Origin of the sequence: Dyella sp. M7H15-1 (assembly GCF_004114615.1) — a bacterium.
In the GTDB taxonomy this organism is placed as follows: Bacteria; Pseudomonadota; Gammaproteobacteria; order Xanthomonadales; family Rhodanobacteraceae; genus Dyella_B.
This window is the reverse complement of sequence record NZ_CP035300.1, coordinates 2,922,061-2,945,663: the sequence shown is the minus strand read 5'-3', so window position 1 is coordinate 2,945,663 and position 23,603 is coordinate 2,922,061. Positions and strand designations below refer to the sequence as shown.

The 23,603-nt window shown below is 58.8% G+C and carries 15 protein-coding genes; 3 read left to right on the top strand and 12 right to left on the bottom strand.

What is annotated here, in order from left to right; genetic code table 11:
- Nucleotides 1–128: 128 nt before the first annotated feature.
- Complete coding sequence (locus EO087_RS13590) at nt 129–2,924, bottom strand: TonB-dependent receptor (protein ID WP_164931848.1); 2,796 nt, start codon at nt 2,922–2,924, stop codon at nt 129–131.
- 400 nt (nt 2,925–3,324) lie between these two features.
- Nucleotides 3,325–4,113 carry an AMP nucleosidase gene (locus EO087_RS13585; RefSeq protein WP_128899335.1) on the bottom strand — a complete coding sequence of 263 codons (789 nt, stop codon included), beginning with the start codon at nt 4,111–4,113 and terminating at the stop codon, nt 3,325–3,327.
- Nucleotides 4,114–4,436: 323 nt separating this feature from the next.
- On the opposite strand from EO087_RS13585, the gene EO087_RS13580 reads away from it, so the two are divergent.
- Nucleotides 4,437–5,381, top strand: coding sequence for a DegV family protein (locus EO087_RS13580; RefSeq protein ID WP_205744372.1), 945 nt, complete (start codon nt 4,437–4,439; stop codon nt 5,379–5,381).
- 153 nt (nt 5,382–5,534) lie between these two features.
- Here the strand turns inward: EO087_RS13580 and EO087_RS13575 are convergent, their stop codons facing one another.
- Nucleotides 5,535–6,317: an SDR family oxidoreductase gene (locus EO087_RS13575; RefSeq protein ID WP_128899334.1), complete on the bottom strand. Its 783-nt coding sequence runs from the start codon at nt 6,315–6,317 to the stop codon at nt 5,535–5,537.
- A gap of 79 nt (nt 6,318–6,396) precedes the next feature.
- On the opposite strand from EO087_RS13575, the gene EO087_RS13570 reads away from it, so the two are divergent.
- A complete protein-coding gene (locus tag EO087_RS13570) occupies nt 6,397–6,609 on the top strand; it encodes a hypothetical protein (protein ID WP_128899333.1) in 213 nt (70 codons plus the stop codon).
- Nucleotides 6,610–6,733: 124 nt separating this feature from the next.
- Here the strand turns inward: EO087_RS13570 and sppA are convergent, their stop codons facing one another.
- Nucleotides 6,734–8,617 (bottom strand): signal peptide peptidase SppA, encoded by a 1,884-nt coding sequence (gene sppA / locus EO087_RS13560; RefSeq protein ID WP_128899332.1) that lies wholly within the window; start codon nt 8,615–8,617, stop codon nt 6,734–6,736.
- A gap of 72 nt (nt 8,618–8,689) precedes the next feature.
- A complete protein-coding gene (locus tag EO087_RS13555; protein WP_128899331.1) occupies nt 8,690–10,096 on the bottom strand; it encodes an MATE family efflux transporter in 1,407 nt (468 codons plus the stop codon).
- 562 nt (nt 10,097–10,658) lie between these two features.
- On the opposite strand from EO087_RS13555, the gene EO087_RS13550 reads away from it, so the two are divergent.
- Complete coding sequence (locus EO087_RS13550) at nt 10,659–12,833, top strand: primosomal protein N' (RefSeq protein ID WP_128899330.1); 2,175 nt, start codon at nt 10,659–10,661, stop codon at nt 12,831–12,833.
- Nucleotides 12,834–12,977: 144 nt separating this feature from the next.
- On the opposite strand, the gene EO087_RS13545 is transcribed toward EO087_RS13550, so the two are convergent.
- From EO087_RS13545 to EO087_RS13515, 7 genes are all read right to left on the bottom strand, one after another.
- On the bottom strand, nt 12,978–14,456 hold the full coding sequence (locus tag EO087_RS13545; protein WP_240669060.1) for an efflux transporter outer membrane subunit: 1,479 nt from the start codon (nt 14,454–14,456) through the stop codon (nt 12,978–12,980).
- A complete protein-coding gene (locus EO087_RS13540) occupies nt 14,453–15,673 on the bottom strand; it encodes an efflux RND transporter periplasmic adaptor subunit (protein ID WP_128899329.1) in 1,221 nt (406 codons plus the stop codon). Before EO087_RS13540 ends, EO087_RS13545 begins: the two co-directional genes overlap by 4 nt.
- A complete protein-coding gene (locus tag EO087_RS13535) occupies nt 15,663–18,899 on the bottom strand; it encodes an efflux RND transporter permease subunit (RefSeq protein ID WP_128899328.1) in 3,237 nt (1,078 codons plus the stop codon). Before EO087_RS13535 ends, EO087_RS13540 begins: the two co-directional genes overlap by 11 nt.
- 130 nt (nt 18,900–19,029) lie before the next feature.
- Nucleotides 19,030–20,370 carry a HAMP domain-containing sensor histidine kinase gene (locus EO087_RS13530; RefSeq protein WP_240669059.1) on the bottom strand — a complete coding sequence of 447 codons (1,341 nt, stop codon included), beginning with the start codon at nt 20,368–20,370 and terminating at the stop codon, nt 19,030–19,032.
- A 49-nt stretch (nt 20,371–20,419) separates the two neighbouring features.
- On the bottom strand, nt 20,420–21,094 hold the full coding sequence (locus EO087_RS13525) for a response regulator transcription factor (RefSeq protein ID WP_128899327.1): 675 nt from the start codon (nt 21,092–21,094) through the stop codon (nt 20,420–20,422).
- 307 nt (nt 21,095–21,401) lie between these two features.
- On the bottom strand, nt 21,402–22,259 hold the full coding sequence (gene rpoH, locus EO087_RS13520; RefSeq protein ID WP_128899326.1) for an RNA polymerase sigma factor RpoH: 858 nt from the start codon (nt 22,257–22,259) through the stop codon (nt 21,402–21,404).
- Nucleotides 22,260–22,530: 271 nt separating this feature from the next.
- Complete coding sequence (locus tag EO087_RS13515; RefSeq protein WP_128899325.1) at nt 22,531–23,442, bottom strand: DUF4436 family protein; 912 nt, start codon at nt 23,440–23,442, stop codon at nt 22,531–22,533.
- Between the last annotated feature and the right edge of the window lie 161 nt (nt 23,443–23,603).

Below are 23,603 nucleotides of genomic sequence, written 5' to 3'. Positions count from 1 at the left end.
TTCCGTATGACCACTTTCATCAGGGCAAAAATGGCGGACACCCATTCGACCCATTGCTTCATAAGAACGGCGCGTTGGCTCCCCAACGCGCCGCGCGATTTTGCAGAGCAGCTTATCGACTGCTGTCCTTAAAACTTCACCTTCACACCCAGGTTCCAGAAGCGGCCGACGATGCCGGCGTAAGCGTAGGTAGGGTTGTACAGATTGGCTGCATAGTTCAGCGGATCGATCGGCGGCTTGCGGTCCGTCACGTTATCCACCGAGGCCGTCACCGTGACGTGATCGTTGATATTGTAACTGCCCACCAGGTTGCCGTAGGTAAACGAGGCCATCGTGCAGTTGTTGGCCAGCGGACCACCGTTCGCACCCAGGGTATCGAAACACGCCGTAGTACCGGTGACGTCCTGTGCCGATTCATACTCATGGCTGGTGAAGTACACCGTGGCGGTCAGGCTGAGCGGGCCGTACTCAATGGTGTTCGCCCAGTTACCGCGAGTACGGGGCGTGCCGGCACCTGAGGACAGGTTGTACGGACCCTGCGTACCGACGTAGCTCTCAACCTGGCCGGCAACATCTTGCTTCCACTGGAAGATCTGCGTGCCTTGCAGTTCGCTGATGTACTTGATGCCGTTGCTGAACTCAAAATGTGCTCGCAAGTCCAGATCGACGCCCGTGGTTTTCAGCCAGTTGCCATTGATGTAATCGGCTCCCACGAAGACTGGACGCAGCGGCGCATTGGGATGCAACGGGTCAGGTGTGTCGAACACCATGGTGTAGCCCGGCAATACCGTGCCGTTGGTGTAGTAGTTCAACAAGGCGACACCTGGATCCGCCGGCACGATCACGTTGCTCTTCTTGATGTTGTAGTAGTCCAGAGAAGCGTTCAACCAACTAGCCGGCTGCACCACAACGCCGAAAGTGAAGCTATCCGACTTTTCCGGCTTCAGCTTGGGATTACCCGAACTGCCCTCTTCGAGCGGATAAGGCACCGTCACATAATTCGAATAGCCGTGTGCCGCGAGGAACGAGTCCGGCGCACCCTGGGCTTCGACCGAACCGTTGACGAAGCCCGCGGTGTAACTGCCGGCGCTTTCGCCAAATTGCGGCGCGCGGAAACCCTTGGAATAGGTACCACGCACGGCCAACCAATCGGTCGGCTTCCACTTCAGGCCGACCTTTGGCGAGAAGTTGTTGGCAACGTGCGGATAATGGTCGAAGCGACCTGAAACGTCAGCTTCCAGGTTATCGAGCAGCGGCGCATCGAATTCACCATAGATACCGCTGATGTTGCGGCTGCCCACGATGTTGGTCGAGCCCAGGCCTTGGTAGATACCGCCCGGGTTGAGTGGCTGCTCCAACTGTGCTTCGTGGCGGAACTGAACGCCAGCCGCGAAACCCGTGGCGCCACCTGGCAAATCAAACAGTTCGCGGTTGACGGTGAAATCGAACACATCCATGTCCGCGTTATCCGTCACGGTATTGGGAGGCGCAACTCCGTTGAGGACGGCAGCTGTATTCAACGACGGATTAGCAAAGTTGTACGTACCGTTCGCGATCGCGTTGAGCAACCCTTGATAACTGAGCAAACCCAGGTTCGAGTATTGCATCCACTGATGGTTGGCCGCCACCGAGGCTTCATAGTTCCAGTCGCCCCACGCACCTTGCAGATCGAGCACGGCACGCAGGTTGTGGTCGTCGGTGATCGTCTGTGACGGAATATCGCCGAACGCGTAGTTGATATAGGCGTACTGGCCGGGGAATGGATTGGATGGATTCCCAGGTGGCAGTTCGATAGTGTTGGTGTTGTTAGGCACGCTAGTTTGAATCTGCGCCGGAAAACCATTGGCGTCGAGTTTCGACTCGTAGTAGCTCAACGAGGCATAAGCCTTGGTGGTGTCACTGAACTTGAACGTGTATCGGCCGTAGATACCCCCGCGGTTCGTGTACTGCTGCGCATAGCCATACTGATTTTGCTGATCCTGCGCACAATACGAACCCTGGGCGAACGTCACCAGTTGGGTACCGCCAGCGCAAGCGCCAAGCGGCTGGGTGGGGCCTGTGGCTAAGCCGCCTGGCGTTGGCCCGGCCGGCGTCACCGAGCCGATGGTGGAACCTTGGTTGTTCAGCGGATTACCCCAGCGAAGATCCTGACCGCCAATACCGGTGTAGTTGGAGCTATTGAAGGGGTAGCTGCGACTCCTCAACGGGATCGCCTGGTCCTGCTCCCATTCCGCACTAAAGTAGGCGTTGTAGTGATCCGTGTTCAAATCACCATGACCGACCAACAGCGTGGCCTTTTTGGTAAAGCCACCACCACGTTGCGAATCGCCGATGTCGGCACTGGCCTGGATACCCTCGAAGCCGGGCTTGAGAATGACGTTGACCACACCAGCGATCGCATCGGAGCCGTAGATCGACGAAGCACCGTCCTTCAGCACTTCGATGCGCTCGACGGCAGCCAGCGGAATGGTCTGAAGGTCGACGAACGAACGAATACCGTCATCCACCAACGGGTAGCTTGCCGCACGCTTGCCATCGATCAGCACCAGCGTGGAATTCACGGTCAAGCCGCGCAACGCGACACCCGCCGAACCTGTCGCAAAGCCCGCATAGAACGTGGGCGGGATGGTGCCGCTGTTGTCGGCGGAGACGGCGCGCACCACATCGGAAACGCTGGTGAAGCCCGAACGCGCAATGTCCTGGGCGGTAATGACCGTCACCGGAGAGGGCGTTTCCGTGTCGACGCGGGGCAGCGCCGAGCCCGTCACCGTGACGGTTTGCAACTGTTTGGCATTGTTGCTGGTCGGGGACTGACCTTGCGCCTGATCCTGTGTGCCGGCAGGAACACCCTGGGCGAACGTGACGCTGGTAGCAGGCCCCAACAACAATCCTGCCAGTGCAAGCGCTAGCTTGTTTCGAATCATAAAAATACCCTCCAAAGTTGAATCGCACATTCAGGGGTATGTGAAGAGTCACGCCCGAAGGACTCGATGCCCTTACTCTTCCCGCACCCCCCGCAAATCACTCCGTCAAGTGCCCTAAGCACTTTTAACGGTCCCTTAGCAATCTGCGGGTTGAACTTAGGCGTCAGTCAACCGTAAGTCAACAGTAATAATTTGCGATTCAAAACGAAAAATAATGCCGCAGTGAAATTACCTATAATTCAACGAGCTAATTGAATAATTCAGGAAGCATCACTTATTTATCGAAATAACTTACGTCAAAAAAATGCAGCATCTTGTCGTAAAACTAACAAAAGCAAAGGCGACAAGACCATCTCCATAAGCTTATGAAGACAGTATCTTGCCACCTTGACACCGATGACTACTCCAGGAGATCTTCTTCGAACCGCAGATGTTTGACGCTTCGCCCGTTGCGACGCACCAGCTTCAAAGCCTCGATACCGACGCGGATGTGTGCTTCTACGAACTGGGCGGTGACACTGTGGTCGCTCAGCTCAGTCTTCACCCCTTCCGGGATCATCGGCTGGTCGGAAACCAACAGCAATGCACCGCAGGGAATGTGATTGGCAAAGCCAGCGGCAAAGATGGTGGCCGTTTCCATATCCACGGCCATGCAGCGAGTGCGACGCAGGTAATCCTTGAAGGTTTCGTCGTGCTCCCACACTCGACGGTTGGTGGTGTAGACCGTACCGGTCCAATAATCGTGACCGAGGTCGCGAATCATAGTGGAGACGCCGCGCTGGAGCTGGAATGCGGGCAGTGCCGGCACCTCCGGTGGCAGATAATCGTTGCTGGTGCCCTCGCCACGGATGGCGGCAATGGGCAGAATCAGGTCGCCGAGCTTGTTTTTCTTCTTGACCCCACCGCACTTGCCCAGAAACAGCACCGCACCGGGCTGGATGGCGCCGAGCAAGTCCATCATGGTGGCGGCATTGGGGCTGCCCATGCCGAAGTTGATCATGGTGATGCCATCAGCCGTGGCGTTGGGCATGGGATGGTCACTCCCTTGCACCTCCACCCCATGCCATTCAGCGAACAAGTCCACGTAGTGGCCGAAATTGGTCAGCAGAATGTGGGGACCGAACTGCTCCAGCGGCACGCCGGTGTAACGCGGCAACCAGTTGGTGACGATTTCATGTTTGGTCTTCATAAGGACTCTTTAGCGGAACGCAGCGCACCTTCGCTACGCAAGACCAGCGACGCCACGCCGGCAGGACGCCAGATGACAATGTGTGGCTATCTTAGGGCCTGTCCACCCTGTTCACGTAGCTGCGTTGTGCAAGCTGAGGCAGTGCATGCGTGACTATGCAAAGGCTACCCATCCGGCAGGCATGCCAGCGGATATCCTATCCGGGAAGGTGCTTGCACAAACGCACAGCAAAGTGCTCGCTTGAACCTTGACGCACTGCGACAATCACCTATCCATAACGCGTGCTATGTTCGGTACGCCATGGCAAGTGAGGGGGCGACAGCATGCGAATGGGGTTAGCTATCGATGCATCCTGCGACCTGCCGCCGGATTTTCTCAAGCAACACGACATCGCCGTCATGCCTATTGCCGTACAGGTCGACACCACGACCTTCAAGGATGATCGCGATCCCGCCGAAATCGAGCGCTTCTTTAGCCTGAAGTTCGGCAACCGCAGCCACTCCGCTGAAACCGAGCCATGTTCGGTCGAAGATGTGCAGAAACTGTTCCTGGAAAAGCTGGTGTTGGAAAAGGACTGCGTGTTCTGCCTCACCATCACCGCCACCCGCAGCCCGATTTACGACCACGTAGTCAAAGCCAGCTTTGCGGTGCTCAAGAACTATCGCAAGGTGCGCGAACCTGCTGGCATTCCCGGCCCCTTCCTGATGCGCGTGCTGGATACGCGCAGCCTGTTCGTAGGATCCGCCCCATGCGTAGTGGAAGCGGTGCGCCTGATGCAAGCCAACGAAACGCCTGCGGCCATTCGCGAGCGCCTGGCCTTCATCGCCGAGAACTCTTACGGTTACATGCTGCCACACGATCTCTACTACCTGCGCGTGCGAGCCAAGAAGAAAGGCGACCGCAGCGTGGGTCTGTTCAGCGCCGTGCTTGGCTCCACGCTCGATATCAAGCCGTTATTGCGCGCTTACCGCGGCGATACCAGCTCGGTCGGCAAGGTGCGCGGCTGGAAACATGGCTGCGAGACCTTGTTCCAGTACGCAGCCGATCGCGTGCGCGCCGGCCTGCTGGTACCGGTCATGTGCACCGCCTATGGCGGCAATCTGGCCGAACTGCCCAAGCTCCCTGGCTATAACAAACTGGCGCAGGCGTGCGAGGAATGTGGTGTGACCCTGATGCAGGCGCCGATGAGCATCACAGGCATGGTCAACGTAGGCGAAGGTGCCGTCACCATCGGCTTTGCCGCGGAAGAGCACGAGGTCGAGTTCTGATCTCCACACGGAGGCTGGGTTCAGGGCAGAGCCTGCGCAAAAAGTGCGCAATGTCATGTAAAAGCTTGTCGCGTAACGACTGTGCAGAGTTGTCCACAGGGTTGCCACCAGAGTTTCCCCAATCGCTGTGGAAAACTGTGCGGGGAATGAAGCTCAGAAACCGTAGTTGAGAAACCCGCCATCCACCGCCAGCACCTGGCCGGTGACATAGCTCGCCGCCGGCAGACAGAGGAACGCTATCGCGGCGGCCACCTCTTCCGGTTCGCCAATGCGTCGCAACGGTGTGCGGTCAAGCACTTCATCCAGATAATCCGCATCGGCCAGCGCCGGCTCGGAACGCTGCGTGCGGATGTACCACGGAGCGACGGCATTCACGCGAATGCCGTCGATCGCCCACTCCGCCGCCAAATTGCGTGTGAGCTGGTGCAGCGCCGCCTTGCTCATCCCATAAGGCGAACCTGTGCGCACGTGTGTCGCGCCGGAAACCGATCCCACATTAATGATCGCCGCATTCGCATGCTGTGCCAGGTATGGATGTGCGAGGCGGCACATTTCATAGGCGGAAAAAAGATTCAGCTCGAAGATCGTGCGGTACTCGTCCGGCTGATAGTCAAGCGTCGCTTTCGGTGTGTTGCCACCTGCATTGTTGACCAGGATTGACAGCGGCGTGCCCAGATCAGCGATCCAGTCGAACACGGCCATGCGATCCTCGGCTTCGCCGACATCCGCGGCGAAAGACAGCACGTCGATGCCGGGATAGTCGTCAGTCAGCTCTACCAGAACTTGTTCAAGATAATCTTCATCGCGTGCCACCAGCAGCAAGTTGGCACCCAGCCCGGCCAGTTCACGCGCGGCGGCATAACCGATGCCCTTGCTGGCGCCAGTGATCAAGGCAGTGTGGTCGTGCAATTGCCAGGCATCGATGCGATTGTTCATGAACAAAGCTTACATGAACAACTTGTCTAAGGTGCCATGGGGCGGGAAACTTTAGCGGTCGCCGATAGAGGGCATCCCCATGAAAATCCTTCCTGCATTGCTGTGCGTGATCGGCCTTGTGGCCTGTAGTGGCAAGCCGCCAGCGCCCCAATCGGTTCCCACCGCCACTGCTTCGGTATCCACGCCATGGGATGCCATGAAGCAGGATGAGCAGCGCGCCAGGAACGTGCAAAAGGTCGTCAACAAGCAGGTAGCGGACCAGGACAAGCAGATCGAGCAGCCGACGCAATAAGCTCGACATATGGACGTCTGAACGTCAGCGAATTGCGCAGCCTGATCGGCATCATCTCGCCCGCAGTACAGTTGGACTACACCAGCAAATCACCGCTGGAAGTGTTCGATGGGGAGAAAAAATCTCAGTGCGGCGAGCAGAAGCAGTACGAATACACGTTCGGCTGTCCCGCCTGCGACATGCGCAGCATCTGCAGCTCCGGCACCAGCATTGGCCATTGTGCAAACCAGGCTGGCAGCCTTAAGCCATGGCTTTGCAACGAGGACACCACGGCGTTCTGACCGAAGCTGGTCACGAAGCGCTCAAACGTACCCATGGGCTGTTCCTGGTAGTGCACGGAATAATCCTTACCTAGGTGCGCCAGATCAGCCGCTTCATCGATAGCAGTGCCGAGCCCGCCAAGTTGATCGATCAGGCCGCGCTGCATGGCCTGGGCACCTGTCCACACCCGTCCTTGCGCGATCGCGTCGATCGCCGAGTAATCCTTGCCGCGCGCCTGCGCGACGCCGACGACGAAATCGTGATAGCCCTTGTTGATGACGGATTGGATCACCGAGCCCATTTTCGGATCAAGCGGACGGCTGATATCGAATGCGCCGGCCAGCGGCGTTGTGCCAACTCCATCACTGCTGATGCCGAATTTGGCCAGCGTATTGGGAATGGTGTAATACATGCCGAAAATGCCGATCGAGCCGGTGATGGTGTTGGGTTCGGCATAGATCTTGTCGGCATTCATGGAGATCCAGTAACCGCCACTGGCCGCCACGTCACCCATCGACACCACCACGGGAATTCCGGCCTTGCGCGTCTGTTCCACTTCGCGCCGGATTTCTTCGGCGGCATAGACTTCGCCGCCCGGCGAATTCACACGCAACACTAGTGCCTTGGTGCGCTTGTCTTGGCGTGCATTGCGAATCAGCGCCGCGGTGGATTCGCCACCGATCGAGCCGGCCGACTGCTCGCCCGCGCTAATTTCACCTTCCGCCACCACTATCGTGACACCTGAACCGGTGAGCTTGTTGCGACTGGGCATGTTGGCCATGTAGCGATCCAGATTCACGCCGCGGAAACCGTGACCCTCCTTGCCTACTGGGACGCCTTGGGAACGCAACATCTCGATCAGTTCTTCGCGGGTGGCAAGGCCATCGATCAGATGTTCGTCCAGTGCGAGTTTGGCCAGATCGCCCTGTGTGCTGGAAATGCGATCCGGCAGATCATTGATGTCTGCTCGCACTTCGGTGGGATCGAGCTTGCGCAGTTTTGCAATCGTTGCGATGTAGCCGTCCCACAAATCACCCATCCAGTAACTGTCGGCCTCTTTGGATTCCGGCGACGCGTGATCGAGAATAAACGGTTCGGCGGCACTCTTGAACTGCCCCACGCGGAACAGGTAGACGTTCACGCCCAGCTTGTCGAGCAGCCCTTTGTAGAACAATCGATAGTTCGCCAGACCCGAGATCAGCAAACCGCCCTGCGGGTCGAGCAGGATGCGATCGGCATGTGCGGCCAGCAGGTACTGGTATTGATCCAGGCTTGCTGCCCATACCACGACCGGCTTGCCTGCTGCGCGGAAACGATCCAGCGCTGCACCCACTTCAGTCAGCGCAGCAAAACCACTGCTTTGCAACTCACCCGGGTCGAGCACGATGCGGGTGATACGCGAATCCTTCGCCGCGGCATCGATCGCACCAATGAGGTCGCGCAGTTGCATTTCCTTCGGTTCATTGCCAGAGAGCTTGGACAGCGCCCGCTGCATCGGATTGATGCTGTATTGCTCCACCAGCCGCCCTTCCGGCTTCAGCACCAGCACGCTGTTGTCCTGGATATCGCTGCCATACTTGGCGGCGCCCACGCCGATGATCAGCAACAGGAAAAGACACAGGAAACCAAAGAACACCAGGTTGATCAGAACCAGCCTGACCACGTTGATGCCGCGCCCGAATACGCGCAGGAAGGCCCAAAATCCGTTCGGTTGCCGTGACTGGCGCAGGGGCGGGGGTGTCGTCATAAATCAGTCGGTTCCTTGGGGTTGACGCCGGATCTTTCTATCGTCTCAGCGTAGCTGCGCCCGCAGCTCAGGTCATGAGAGAATCGTGACATCCGTGGCCGCCGGTGCAACAGGGCCAAACGTATTGGGTTGATGCCGGCGCGAACTGCGCCAGAACCGCGTGAACAGCAGCACCGCCGCGATGGTCAGTCCAGCGATCAGACCCATCCAGATACCCCGCGCGCCCAGGCCCATGTGGAACGCCAGCCACCATCCCACCGGCATGCCCACCAGCCAATAGGCGAACAAGGTAATCGCCATGGGCACCCGCGTATCTTTCAGGCCACGCAAAGCGCCATTGGAAGCCACCTGGATGCCATCGGAAAACTGAAATAGACCGGCCAGCACCAGCAACTGGGAAGCTAGCGCGATCACGGTCTGGTCGCGAGTATAAAGCGAGGCAATGAGATGTGGCACGCCCAGCATGAAGCCCGCCGATACAAGCTGGGTCACCAAAGTCAGGCCGATGCCGCAAAAGCCGGCATAGCGAACGCCCGATGCATCATTGCGCCCGACCGCATTACCCACCCGCACAGTGATGGCCATCGCCAGCCCCAGCGGAACCATGAAAAACAGCGCGGCGACATTCAGGGCTACCTGGTGAGCGGCGACAAGGTCTTCACCCATGGTACCGATCAGCAAGGCCGCCGCCACGAACAAGCCAGCTTCCGCTAGCAGGGTAATCGCCATCGGTAGGCCGATATGTATCAGTGCACCGATGCGCCGCGGGTTCGGCCACTCGAAATGATCGAAGATGCCCAGCCCGCGATAATTGCGATGACAGGCCACATAGATGGCGAAAGCCATCATCTCGATCCACAGCACGGTGGCCGTGGCAATGCCGCATCCCCGCGCACCCTGCGGCGGCAAACCCAGCTTGCCGAACATGAAGATGTAGCCCAGCGGCACCAGCAGCAGCAGGCCGCCCAGGCTGAAATACATCGACGGCCGCGTCATCGACAAACCCTCGGATAAACCGCGCAGCGCAAAGTAGCAGGTCAGCGCGGGCGCACCCCAGCTAATGGCGCGCAGGAATTCGCCCACGTTGATATAAAGACCCGGCTTGACACCGATCAATTTGATCAACGGCTCAGCATGACGCACCGCGAACCACAGCACCACGCCCATGCCCAGCGCCAGCCAGATCGCCTGACGGAATACCCCGCCCGCCTCGTGCCGGCGGCCAGCGCCATCGAGCTGCGAGATGGATGGTGGCACCGCCATCATCATGCCGATCCCCAGCACGATGGCCAGCGTCCAGATACTGGTGCCTACCGCTACCGCACCAAGCACATGCGCGCTCACATGACCGGCCAGCACAGCATCGATCACGTTGCTGCCAACGGCGGCGAGCTGGGCCAGAATCAGCGGCAAGGCAAGGCGTACAGTGTCGCCTATCTCCCGCGACGCTCTGGCGCGGTCGAGACGGAACGGGGTCATGGGATGGATTCTCCGTGGCCCGCGATTGTACACCTCCGCCACCATCTTCCCCGTGAAAAACAGGCACAGGCAAAACGCCCGACTTCTATTGACCATGGCTCTGGGGGCGCCATGGCACTCGGGCTGGCTCATGGATGGTCATTTTTCAGATGGCAAAAGCCTGGTTTTACACAGCGTCAAACTATTGACATATCCGCCCGCCAAGACCGCACACGAGACGAGAACAACATCGAAGACACCTTTCAAGGTATTGATAAACATGGCTATTTTTAACTGATCAAAACTTGAACAGCGTGTCGCAAGGTCCGTTCTGATGCGCATTGAGCCACCCTCTCAACGGCACATCCACAGACTTATCCACAGCTCTTGTGGATAAGGAAAAAACCGCGTGTTGATGAGTCACTTAGCCTCCGTTCCTAGATGACAGGGCAACAATCGCAGCCAAGCATCCAGTTCAGCATCTTTCGCGGGTTTTAAGGCGATACTTATTCAGCGTTGCCTTAAGCCGGGTCGATCAACGTTCGCGATACACTCGATCGGGCACTGCGCCCACTCATAAACCATGTCATCCGTCCTTCGCGTCGCCCTGCCCATACCGCTGCCCACCTTGTTCGACTATCTGCCCCCCGCTCAAGGCGAGGCGGTCGTCGGCAGTCGTGTGTTGGTGCCGTTCGGCCGTGGCAAGTCGGTTGGCGTGGTGGTCGAGACCGACGTGTCATCCGACATGGGCAACACGCGACTCAAGCGTGTGCTTCGCGTGCTGGACGATGCACCCTTGCTCGACGCCGAATTGATGCAAACGCTGGCGTGGGCCGCCGACTACTGGCTCGGCACACCCGGCGAAGCTTACGCCAACGCCTTGCCGTCGCTGCTGCGTGAAGACAAACCGCTACCGGAGACGCGCGAGCCGATGTGGCAGTTGACCATTACCGGTCTCAGCGCGCTGGATGCCGGTAACCGGCGCGGTGGTAGTCGCGTGCTGTTGCAAGCGTTGTCGGCAGGGCCACTCTGCGCTACGGAACTGGATATGTCGCTGCCCGACTGGCGAGCCGCGGCACGACGGCTGGGCGCAGCGGGCTTGATCGAACGCGGCGAGCAGGCGATGTCGTTCGCCCCTCAACCGTCCTTGCCAGCGCCAACCTTGCAGGCCGAGCAGGAGACCGCCGTCAACGTGGTGGCCGAAGCCTTCGGAAAGTTTCAACCGTTTCTGCTGGACGGTGTCACCGGCAGTGGCAAGACCGAGGTCTACCTGGCCCTGATCGAGCGCGCGCTGGCCCAGGACAAGCAAACCTTGCTGCTGGTACCGGAAATCGGCCTGGCCCCACAAACCGTACGGCGCCTGCGCGAGCGGCTTGGCGTGCCGGTCGAAGTGCTGCATTCCAATCTGGCCGAAGGCGAGCGCGCCCGCGCCTGGCTGCGCATGCGCTCAGGCGAATCGAAAGTAGTGCTCGGCACGCGCTCGGCCGTGTTCACGCCGCTGCCGCAAGCCGGCCTGATCATCGTCGACGAAGAGCATGACGGCGCCTACAAGCAGCAGGAAGGTTTCCGTTACCACGCCCGCGACCTGGCCCTGGTCCGCGGGCGTGCCTTGAACGTGCCAGTACTGCTCGGTTCAGCGACACCATCACTGGAAAGCCTGGCCAATGTCGAAGCCAGTCGCTATCAAGCGCTGCACTTGCGCTCTCGCCCCAGTGCGGTACGGCCGCCGCACGTGCAGATCATCGACATGCGCGCGCAACGGTTGGAGCACGGTCTCTCCCCTGCGCTGCTGCATGCGGTGAGCGAGACCGTGGCGCGCGGCGAACAAGTATTGGTGTTTCGCAATCGTCGCGGCTACGCGCCGGTATGGCTGTGCCACAGTTGCGGTTGGCATGCCGAATGCCCACGCTGCGAACATCCGATGACACTGCACGCAGCATGGCGGCGATTGATCTGCCATCACTGCGATCATCAATCCGGCATTCCCGCCACCTGCCCTGTTTGCGGCAGTAACGAATTGAAACCGCAGGGCCAAGGCACCGAGCGGCTGGAAGAAGCGCTCACCGCACACTTTCCACAAACACCGGTATGGCGCATTGATCGCGAAACCACCCGGCGCCGCGATGCCTTCGAACAGTTACTCGGCAACCTGCAAGCCGATGCATCCGCCATCCTGGTTGGCACGCAGATGCTCGCCAAGGGGCACGACCTGCCCAATCTGACCCTGGTTGCCATTGTCGGCGTGGATGAAGGTTTGCTCAGCGTGGACTTCCGCGCAGGCGAACGCCTTGCACAACTAGTAGTGCAAGTCGCGGGCCGTGCCGGCCGTGCGCGTAAACCTGGCCGCGTGCTGCTGCAGACGCATCATCCCGATCATCCGCTGTTGCATAGCCTGCTATCGCAAGGCTACGCCACGGCGGCAAAGGAACTGCTGGCCGAACGCCGCCAAACCGGCTTGCCGCCCTATGGGCATCAAGTGCTGCTGCGTTGCGACGCGCACCAGCGCGCCGTGGTGGATGCTTTTCTCAGCGAAGCACGTGGAGCGCTGCCCGATACCGGAACCTTGCAAATCGCCGGGCCGATGCCCGCACCCATGCCCCTGCGTGCAGGACGCCAACGCGGGCAGCTATGGATTGAATCCAGCAGTCGACGCCATCTGCACGCCACCATGCGACCTTGGGCGATGCAACTTTCGCAACTGCCCAGCGCACGCAAAGTGCGCTGGTCGCTGGATGTTGATCCGGTCGATTTGTACTGATTGAACGGCATTACGCGACGCCCGGAAATCCAGTGGCAGTGTCGTGCAAACCCGGGCGAAGGGATGCTCATTAATTCCGAGCTTGTGTCAATCCATTCATAAACACATCCGATGGATCAAGCACGAGCACACTGCATGATGTTTTCAACGCACAGCCAGAGGTTCGGCGGCCTGTGCGGTAGAAGCCGAATCAATACCTGCGGCATCATGCTGCCAGCCACCACCCAGCGCACGAACGAGATCCACACTGGCTTGCAAGCGCCGTGTACGGATGCTCTCGGCATGTTGTTGCGCCGACAGTGCGGCTTCTTGCGCCACGACCACTTCAAGGTAATTGACAATGCCTTCACGGTAACGATTGGTAGCGATCTTCAACGTCTGTTGTGCCGCAGCAAAGGCTTGATCTTCCTGCTGCGCTTCGGCACCAAGATCCTGCAGCAATACCAGATCGTCTTCCACTTCACGAAATGCATCCAACACGACCTGCCGGTAATTGGCCGAGGCTTGTGCAAATTCGGCATGCGCCTGACGCAGTTGGGCACGACGCAAACCGGCATCAAACAGGTTCAAGGCGGCCAGCGGCCCGAGTGCCCAGAAACGGTTACCGATCGAAAGCAGATTGCCAAAGCCTGTGTCCTGGAAACCGTAGCTTCCCGACAGGCTCAGATCCGGAAAGAAGGCAGCGCGGGCGATCCCGATGCCCGCATTGGCAGCGTAGACACGACGTTCCGCCGCAGCAATATCAGGACGACGTTGCAGCAACGTCGACGGTACGCCAACTGGCATCAACGGCACGTTTAACCGCTCCTGCACCGGTGCGATCGAGAAGCTCGATGCTGGCGTACCGACCAGACTCGCAATCGCATGTTCGGTCAACGCGCGCTGGGCCATCACATCCATCACCTGCGCCTGCGCATCGTGCAACTGGGTCTGGGCGCGCGATACGTCCAGTCCCGAAGCTACGCCGCCGCTATGACGGTTTTCGGTGAGTTGAAGTGCGCGCTGATACGCCTTCAACGTGTCCTGCAGAATACCCACTTGGATGTCGTAGCCGCGCAAGCGCGCATAGTCTTCAGCCAACCGCGCTTCCAGACTGAGCTTGGCCGAGGCAAGATCCGCTTTCGAAGCCTGCGCCTGGGCATGTCCTTGACTGACTTCGTTGCGAATGCGACCCCATAAATCCAGATCGTAATTGGCCTCGACGCCAACCGTATCGCTGTCGTATTCATCCGGCTGGTTGCTGCCACGCAACGGGCGATTGTTCGACTGACGCGCACGCTCTGGATTGGCGGCGAAATCCAGGCTCGGAAACAAACCGGAGTGTAGCTGGCTTTCAAACGCCCGCACGGTGTCGTACCTGGCTAACGCGGCAGCCAGGGTCGGATTATCCGCATCCAGCTTCGATTCCAAATGGCTGAGTGTGCTGTCGTTGTAAATCGCCCACCAGTCGCCGCGCGAAAATTCGGCGGCGGGAGCCGCCACCTTCCACGCCGTATCGCCTTCCTTGTAGCTGTTTGGCATCGGCGGCAAGTTAGGCGTGTGGTATGTCGGCGCCAACGAACAACCGCCAAGCATGCACGCAGCAACAACAGCAGCAAGTCGCAGATCAATGTGCCGATTCACTGTTTTTCTCCGAAACCACTTTTCTCCGAAACCACATCCTGCTTTGCCAGATCCTGATCCGTATCGGTTTCGACACGGACCTTGTCGCCATCCATCAGCGAATCGGGTGGATTTTCGATCACTTCGTCGGAAGACCTCAGCCCCTGGTCGATCCGCAGGCTCGTACCCAGATCCACCGCAATATGCACATCGTGCAGATGCACGCGGGCATCCGGTCCAAGTACCGCCACTTGCGGGCCATGCGAACGGAAGATCAAAGCGCTAGCCGGCACATTGACCAAGCTGGGATCCATCGGCAGGTTGAGGTTCACGTCGGCATAGTCACCCGGCTTGAGTACACCATCGCTGTTATCAGCGACAAACTGCGCAAGCAGGCTGCCGGAGTTCTGGTTGATGGCGTCGGAGCTGCCGATCAAGGTCGCCTGGAACGTACGACCGGGTAACTCGGGCACACTCAGTGTCACCTTCATGCCCGGCTTGATGCCGTCGGCGTTGACCTCCGGTACCGGCACATACAGACGCATGCGGCTGGTGTCGGCGACGGTGAACAGTTCTGGGCCACTGTCGCTGTTGGCGGTGATCAGGTCTCCGACGTCGGTACGGCGTGCAGTGACGGTACCATCGAAGGGTGCGACGATCTTCTTGAAGGCTTCCAGCGCATCCAGGCGATCCACATCGGCCTTCGCCGCCAACACCGTGGCCTGGGCGGCCTCGGCTTCACCACTCTTCTCGTCGGCCTCCTGCTTGGAAACCGAGTCGGACGAGAGCAAATGCTGCCAGCGCCGCGAGGTGATATTGGCAAGATTGGCATCGGCCTGTGCTTTGGCCAGCACCGCCTTGGCTTGCTCCAATTGCTGATCCAGTTCCGGCGTATCGATCGTGGCAAGCACGTCACCAGCCTTGACCTTGTCGCCGATGTCCTTGTACCAAGCCTTGAGATAACCACTTACGCGCGCGTGGATCGGCGCGCTGTACCAGGCTTCCAGATGACCCGGCAAGGTGATGGCATGATCCTTGGCAGGATCCAGGGAAGATGCCAGCCGCACGCTTGGAATCAGTTGCGCATCAGTCCACTGCACCAGTTCGTGATGCTCGTGATAGCGGATCGCCAGACCAAGGACGACGGCAAGCACAGCGACCACTGCACCGCCGATACCGACGGCCTTGAGGTGTGGCGGTTTCTGGGCGACTTGCACGGTGACGGGATTATGCGACATGGGGAATTCCTGGGATGGCGTCCAGATCGGTAGCTTTTTGTTCGCGGCCGTGTACGAGACTGAAGACCACCGGCACGAACAGCAACGTGGCGCAAGTGGCGAACAGCAGACCGCCAATCACAGCACGGCCCAGCGGGGAGTTCTGCTCGTGCGTGATCGCCATCGGCAGCATGCCGATGATCATCGCCAGCGCCGTCATACACACCGGACGGAAGCGGGTGAAGCCCGCTTCCAGCGCCGCTTTCATGGCATCCCCGTGCTCGGCCAGCCGCTCGCGTGCAAAGCTCACCACCAGGATCGAGTTTGCCGTCGCCACGCCCATGCACATGATCGCGCCGGTCAAGGCGGGCACCGACAACGTGGTGTGCGTCACGAACAGCATCCATACAATGCCCGCCAGCGCCGCCGGCAAGGCGGTAATGATCACGAACGGGTCCAGCCACGACTGGAAGTTCACCACGATCAGCATGTAGATCAGCACGATCGCGCCGAGCAATCCAAACAACAGACCGGAGAACGCCGTGTTCATCGCCGTCACCTGACCAAACAAACCGACCGTCGAACCTTTCGGGCGATCTTTCGCCGCCTGATTCAGCACGTGCTGGATATCACTGGCGACTGAGCCAAGATCGCGTCCCTGTACGGCGGCAAAGATGTCGAATGACGGTGCGATGTTGTAGTGAGTGACCACAGCAGGTGTGGACGTGCGCACCACCTTGGCCACCGCGCCGAGAATCTGCTCCGCACCGGAACCGGATGAGGTGATCGGAAGGCTGTTCAGATCTGACATGGAGTCCGCGCTGTACTGCGGTGTCTGCGCCACGATGGGATACGACACGCCGTTGGCCGGATTCAGCCAGAACGCAGGCGCCACCTGCGAACTGCCGGCTAACGTGGCCACCATGCTGTCGGTCACATCGCGCTCGGTGATGCCGAGTTCATCGGCGCGCACGCGGTCCACGTCCACGTTCAACTGCGGCGCGCTGTTCGATTGCTGCATACGGACATCGGCGATGCCCGGGATGCTGCGCATCTCGCGCATCAGCTCAAGCGCATAGGCCTCATTCGCTTGCGCATTGCGACCGGACACTTTCACATCCAGTGGTGCCGGTGCGCCGAAATTGAGAATCTGGCTGGCCATATCCGCCGGCAGGAAAGCGAATGTCGTGCCCGGAAATTCACGCGGCAATACCGCGCGCAGCTTCTTGATGTACCCATCAGCCGAGTCGTGATCCAGCTTGAGCAGCACCTGGATATCGCCATCCTGCGGCCCGATGGCGCCGGTATTGCTGTAGACCATGTTCGTACCGCTGAGCGGCAGGCCGATATTGTCGATGATGTTGTCGAGCTGGTCCGGCGGAATGACATTGCGAATGGCCGCCTCAATATGGTCGAACTCGGCCGCCGTATCTTCGATACGCGTGCCGACCGGGGCTCGCACATGGATGGCGATAGCGCCCGCCTCGACCGTCGGGAAAAAGTCGCGTCCCAGGAACGGCGCCAACACGAAAGAGGCGAGCACTACACCCAAAAATCCCAAGATGAACGGACGACGGCTGCCCAACGCCAGCGAGAGCGTGCCGTAATACACCTCACGGATTTTCGAGAAGCGATGCTCGAAACCCTGCTGAAATGCCACCAGCGCACTGCGCACCCGGCCACGCTTCAGCGAAGGATGCTGATCGCCGACGTGATGATTGATGTACGGATCTTCCGGATGGTCACCCGGCGGACCTTCGGCCCTGTGTGGTTTGAGCAAGTACATCGCCATGGTCGGCACCAGCGTGCGCGACAGCACAAAGGAAGACATCATGGCAAAGATCACTGCCAGCGCCATCGGCCGGAACAAAAAACCGGCAATGCCATCGAGCATGAACATCGGCACGAACACGATGCAGATGCACAACAATGACACAAAGGCTGGCGTCACGATCTGCTTGGCGCCATCCATGATGGCGGTGTGCACATCCTTGCGCTGCTCCAGGTGCCAATTGATGTTCTCAATGGTGACAGTGGCATCGTCGACGAGAATACCCACCGCCAGCGCAAGGCCGCCAAGTGTCATGACGTTCAAGGTTTGCCCGAACGCCGACAACAATGCGATGGCGGACAGCACGGCCAGCGGGATCGACACCGCAATGATGACGGTGGAGCGCCAACTACCCAGGAAGATCAGGATCATCACCGAGGTAAGGCAAGCGGCAATGATGCCCTCGCGCGCCACTGAGCTGATCGCTGCACGCACAAACACCGACTGATCGCCCATCAACTTCAGCTTCAGCGACGACGGCAGGGTTTCTTTGGCCAACGGCAGGAGCTTCTTGATGCCGGCAACGATGTTCAGAGTCGATACGTTGCCACCCTTGAGGAAGGACATGAGCACGGCACGATGACCGTCCACGCGCACTTCGTTGGTCTGCGGCGGCGAACCGTCGCGGACATGCGCGACATCGCCGATGGTGATGGTGGCGCCATCGACGGTCTTGATGGGAAGCTGGTTGAGTTCGTCGATCGCCAACGGGCTGTCATTCAATTCGACGGTGTATTCGTCATGCCCGATCTTCATGGTTCCAGCGGGGATGATCTGGTTCTGTGCCGCCAGCGCATTGCCCACGTCTTGCGCGGACAATCCCTTAGCGGCAAGCGCCTGCGGATCAAGATCCATCATGATCTGCCGCTGCTTGCCACCATAAGGTGTGGGGATCGCCACGCCCGCAACGGACACCAACGTGGGACGCAAAAAATTCTGTGCAATGTCGCGAATCTTCTGTTCACTCAACTGCATACTGGACAGCGCTATCTGCAGGATAGGCACGGTGGAGGCGTTGTAATTGATGATCTGCGGCGGGGTGATGCCCGGTGGCATCTGCTTGAGCACCGTTTGCGAGATTGACGTCACCTGCGCCGTGGCCGTACGGACGTCCACACCCGGCTGGAAGAAGATCTTCACCACGCCGATGCCAGGCAGCGATTGCGATTCGATGTGTTCGATGTCGCTCACTGTCGAGGTCAGCGAACGTTCGTAGTAATAAATCACACGGCCCGACATCGCCGATGGTGACAGGCCGTTATAGGTCCACACCACGCTGATCACGGGAATACCGATATTCGGGAAAATGTCGGTCGGCGTCCGCAGTGCCGCTAGGGGGCCAACGATCAGGATAAACAACGCCAAGACCACGAACGTGTAAGGGCGCGCAAGCGCTATCCGCACGAGAGCCAACATTCGGTCACTTCCAGCATGCGTTGACGATGCGCGTGATTATCCGAATTGCGGCGCCGCAACACCTTTCGCCAACATGAAGATTGTTTAATGAAAAGGCGTTAAATGGTGCCCACTAGCCACTGGGAAACGCTCACGCTGACCGTTTCAAGGGGCAGTCCATGCCCATCCGGGTACCGCTGCCGTCACCGTCGATGCTCAGGCCAAAGTCATGCAATTTGGCGATGGCCGCCACGATGCTGAGCCCCAGGCCGTGGCCGGTTGCATCCCGACTGGCGTCGCCCCGATAGAAGCGCTGCCATACAGCATGGCGTTGCGCCTGCGGAATGCCTGGCCCGCTGTCGGCCACTTCGATGTACGCCCTGTCAGGACTGCTGCGCCGCAGCGACAGATCGACACACCCGCCGACCGGGGTGAACTTGATCGCATTGCCAACCAGATTGCCCAGGGCTTCGAACAGCAGGTCCGGATCAGCCTGCACGATCAAGCCCGGCTCAGTTTCAAGCTCGAACTTCAACTGCTGGTCCTCCGCTAACGGCGCGTACAGTTCGTAAACCCGCTCTAGCGTTTCGCCGAGGTCCACATCGACAAAGCCCTCGCGCCGGCGGCGGTCTTCCAATTCGGAAATGCGCAGCAGCGCGCGGAAGCGCGCCAGCACTTCGTCCACATCCGAAGCACAGCGCTCGATCAGCGTGGCGCGCGGATCCTGTTCATTCATTTCCTGCTGGATGCGGTACAACTGCGAGCGCAAACGCGTCAGCGGTGTGCGCAGATCATGCGCGATGTTGTCGCAGACACCTTTCACTTCGCCCATCAATCGCTCGATCTGATCAAGCATGTCATTGACGATCGCCGCCAGACGATCCAGTTCGTCGCCACGGTTGCTCACCGGCAGGCGTTGGCGCAAATCGCCCTGCATGATGGGCTGGGTGGCCCATTCGATATGCCTGATACGGCGCCGCGGACCCCGGTTAAGGATCAAACCACCGATCAAACCCGGCACCAGGGTGAACGAAATACCCCACCATACGGCATGAAAAATGATGTTGCCGACACGCGCAGCAATGCGTGTACTGTGCGCCAGCACCAGGATCTGCCCATTGGGAAGATGAGTGGCGATCACCGAAAGCTTGGATGTCTGCGGTGCAAACGGCCCACTGATCACCTGCTCGGTGGGCATGCGTACTGAATCCGAATCGATTTTCAAGCCAGCAGGGAATTGCAACACATCGCCGTACAGCCATTTTTTGTGGGCGTCGAACAAACCCCATGCGTTGTAATTGGTGCGCTCCAGAATGACGTAATCATTCAGCGCCACCAGCATGTGGTTCTGGTCAAGACCGCGCAGATAAGTCACCTGCTGCTTGAGCTGCATGTCCGTGCGCGTTTCCAGGTAGTGCAGGGTTTCCCAGTAGATATAACCCATCAACACCGTGCCCCAGATGACAAAGAACACGCCATAGGCAAGCAGCAATCGCGACGTGGTTGCTCGCCAATGAATCGAAAGGCTTCTGCCGGCAGGACTAGCCAAGGCGATACCCCGAGCCACGCATGGTGCGGATCAGCGACGGCTCACCATCGTTGTCCACCTTGCGGCGCAAGCGCGCGATATGCACGTCGATCAGGTTAGTGCCAGGATCGAAGCGCAAACCCCATACACTTTCGAAAATCATCGCCCGCGTAAGTACCTGCCCAGGGTAGCGCATCAGGAATTCCAACAAGCGGTATTCGGTGGGCAGCAAAGTCAGCTCACGGCTGCCGCGACGAGCGGTGCGGCTGATCATGTCCAGTTCGAGATCTGTCACGCGCAGCTTGGTATGCGCCGGCTGCTTCAGCCGGTGTCGGCGCAGGAGTACCTCGGCGCGCGCCGCCATTTCGTCCGGTGCAAATGGCTTGGTGAGGTAATCGTCCCCGCCTGCGCGCAGGCCGCGTACGCGCTCGTCCACATCGCCCATCGCGCTGATCATCAGCACGGGCGTAGTAATGCCTCGTTCGCGCAACTGTGACACTAGCGTCAGGCCATCCATGCCAGGCAGCATCAGGTCCAGGGTAATAGCGTCGAAATGCGGCTCCTGCGCACGCTGGAAGCCCTGCAGGCCATCGTGCACACGCTCAGCAGTGATGCCATGCGAGGCCAGTTCCAGCACGATTTCGCGTGCGGTGATTTCGTCATCTTCGATGACCAGGATGTGGGGCATGCGGGATTCCGACCGTTCCATCGATGGGCATTAGGGTAGGTCATGCATGAATGGAGGTGAATCGCGCGAGGCTTGCCTGATTCATGATTTGATGAAACGAGCTTGCCCTTATCCATAGCTCCCTATGATCCGTCGCCCCGGCGAAGGCCGAGACCCAGCGACTTGTAGATGCGCAAAGACACTGGATCCCTGCCTTCGCCAAAACGACGGGGCCGTGACGATCACTTCATATGAAAGCTTCTTTCCCCCAACAAAACGGCCTCCACAAGGGAGGCCGTCAGAACTTGCGTATTGAAGCGACGCTGGATCAGGCCGCAAACAATCCGCGCATCTTCTTCATCGCATTCGCCTCAACCTGGCGGATACGCTCGGCGGACACACCGTATTCATCCGCCAGATCCTGCAGCGTCGCCTTCTCTTCATTGAGCCAGCGGCGCTGGATGATGTCGCGCGAACGCTGGTCCAGCTTCTGCAGCGCGCTCGACAGGGTTTCGAGCTGATTGTCGGCCTGGTCGGCGTCGGCCACGTTCTTGTATGGATCAGCACCCTCGTCGATCAAGAACGCTTCCGGTGCCGGCTTGGCATCTTCGTCGGCATCGGCTGGGGCCTCAAAGCCGATATCGCGGCCTGACAGACGCGATTCCATTTCGCGTACGGTGGCTTCCGGCACGCCCAGATCCTTGGCGACCATGCGCACTTCCTCGGCGTTCATCCAACCCAGGCGCTTTTTGCTCTTGCGCAGGTTGAAGAACAGTTTGCGCTGCGCCTTGGTGGTGGCCACCTTCACAATGCGCCAGTTGCGCAGAATGAACTCGTGCATCTCTGCACGGATCCAGTGCACGGCGAAACTGACCAGACGAACACCCTGGTCAGGATCAAAACGCTTCACCGCCTTCATCAGGCCAATATTGCCTTCCTGGATAAGATCGGAAAGCTGCAGGCCGTAGCCGCTATAGCCGCGGGCTACGTGAACGACAAAGCGCAGGTGCGACACCACCAGCTTGCGAGCGGAGGCAAGATCCTCCTCCGACTGATAACGACGCGACAGGTCTTGCTCTTCCTCTTGGCTGAGCACCGGGATACGGTGAACCGCCGAGATGTAGGCATCCAGACTGCCGACGACGCTGGGAACCGGCAAAGTAGCCGTCGCCAAGGCTTGGGACATGTTGGAATCTCCTGGGGTATGGGGTCAGCTTAGCACTCTGATACCTGGACTGCTAAAGGCATCACGAGTTCCGACACCTTTTGTGTACCGGATGGTACATGAATGCCTCCGGCCTTGTCCATGTTCATGATTGCCCTTGGACGGGGTTTTAAGGCGTCTTAAGGGCGACCCGAGGCCCTCGGCGAAAAACTAAACCCTTTTGAAGCCCAGAATGAAGGGAGTCCATACGGCCACAGTGTGGCCTGCAGTGTGGAAGGCCGTGTTTCCGGTGTCAGTCTTCTTTAGGTTTTTCACGCATGAGCCAACAAATCATCACGATCAGCAGCGCGATCACCAGAAAGCCTTCGGCCCAAAAAAAACCTGCGTAATCGATCATCAGACCCATCGATGGAATCTTTGGTTGCAAATTGCGTACCGCTGGAATGGCAAACAGAAGACCGCCGATAAAGCCGAGCGAAGTGATCTGCGGAACTTCGTTCTGGCGCAGGATGCGCACGGCCATGACCAACACGATCACCGCAATCAGCACCATGACGACATTCAGGATGATGGCGAAAACCATGGTAGGAAAGGTGCGACGGATGGTGAACTTGACGTTGTAATAGCCCTGAGCATCGACCTGACCATCAAAGGTGATCAAGAAGCCTTCGAAGGTGCACTTCGTACAATCGACATCGAAGGGAAGCGGCTGCCAGCCGTTCCCAAGATTAGTTACCAAACCTATCCTCATCCGAATGTGATGGGTGTCGAATGGGTAAAGAAACTGCGATCCGCTTCCATCCACTTCGTTGAGTGTTTTGAGACTGGAGTTGAAGATGACGAATGGCTTATTGCCTTTTATGTCCAAAATGGAGTCCTCGATGCTGTAACCCTCCAGCAGGCGCGCATCGTGGTATAGCCCATAGTCTTTGCTGAGCATGCTTTGCGGCCATATGACGGTCACTCGCCCGGCCACGTCTCCTATAATCGGATCGTAGGAGACCAGATTGATGCTGACGATGGGTTTGTCGCCGGCCGTCGTAATACCTTCTACTGGCGCCTGTTGTAAGTGGCTGAGTGGCGGCATAGTACCTTGGGCTACGGCCGTGGCTATGCAAAGTGCAAGGATGAGCAGGATGGTGAATCTTTGTATCACCTTCATAGTGAAGCCCTTTTCATGAATTTGCCTGCCTCTCTTTTCCATGTCCCTCTTTTCCAACAGGCAAAGCACGCACTGGATGATTCTTCGGTGCGCGGATCATCAACGGCATTCCGTCAATGCGATGTCTATAAAAGTGTCAACTGCTTTTATTCAGCCTTCACTTGAAGGCCGTCATTGTTGTATATCAGCGACGAATCGTAAGT

Coding starts and splice junctions, on each gene's coding strand:
- EO087_RS13590 (WP_164931848.1), bottom strand. CDS start 2,924: ATGATTCGAAACAAGCTAGCGCTTGCACTGGCAGGATTGTTGTTGGGG.
- EO087_RS13585 (WP_128899335.1), bottom strand. CDS start 4,113: ATGAAGACCAAACATGAAATCGTCACCAACTGGTTGCCGCGTTACACC.
- EO087_RS13580 (WP_205744372.1), top strand. CDS start 4,437: ATGCGAATGGGGTTAGCTATCGATGCATCCTGCGACCTGCCGCCGGAT.
- EO087_RS13575 (WP_128899334.1), bottom strand. CDS start 6,317: ATGAACAATCGCATCGATGCCTGGCAATTGCACGACCACACTGCCTTG.
- EO087_RS13570 (WP_128899333.1), top strand. CDS start 6,397: ATGAAAATCCTTCCTGCATTGCTGTGCGTGATCGGCCTTGTGGCCTGT.
- sppA (WP_128899332.1), bottom strand. CDS start 8,617: ATGACGACACCCCCGCCCCTGCGCCAGTCACGGCAACCGAACGGATTT.
- EO087_RS13555 (WP_128899331.1), bottom strand. CDS start 10,096: ATGACCCCGTTCCGTCTCGACCGCGCCAGAGCGTCGCGGGAGATAGGC.
- EO087_RS13550 (WP_128899330.1), top strand. CDS start 10,659: ATGTCATCCGTCCTTCGCGTCGCCCTGCCCATACCGCTGCCCACCTTG.
- EO087_RS13540 (WP_128899329.1), bottom strand. CDS start 15,673: ATGTCGCATAATCCCGTCACCGTGCAAGTCGCCCAGAAACCGCCACAC.
- EO087_RS13535 (WP_128899328.1), bottom strand. CDS start 18,899: ATGTTGGCTCTCGTGCGGATAGCGCTTGCGCGCCCTTACACGTTCGTG.
- EO087_RS13525 (WP_128899327.1), bottom strand. CDS start 21,094: ATGCCCCACATCCTGGTCATCGAAGATGACGAAATCACCGCACGCGAA.
- rpoH (WP_128899326.1), bottom strand. CDS start 22,259: ATGTCCCAAGCCTTGGCGACGGCTACTTTGCCGGTTCCCAGCGTCGTC.
- EO087_RS13515 (WP_128899325.1), bottom strand. CDS start 23,442: ATGGAAAAGAGAGGCAGGCAAATTCATGAAAAGGGCTTCACTATGAAG.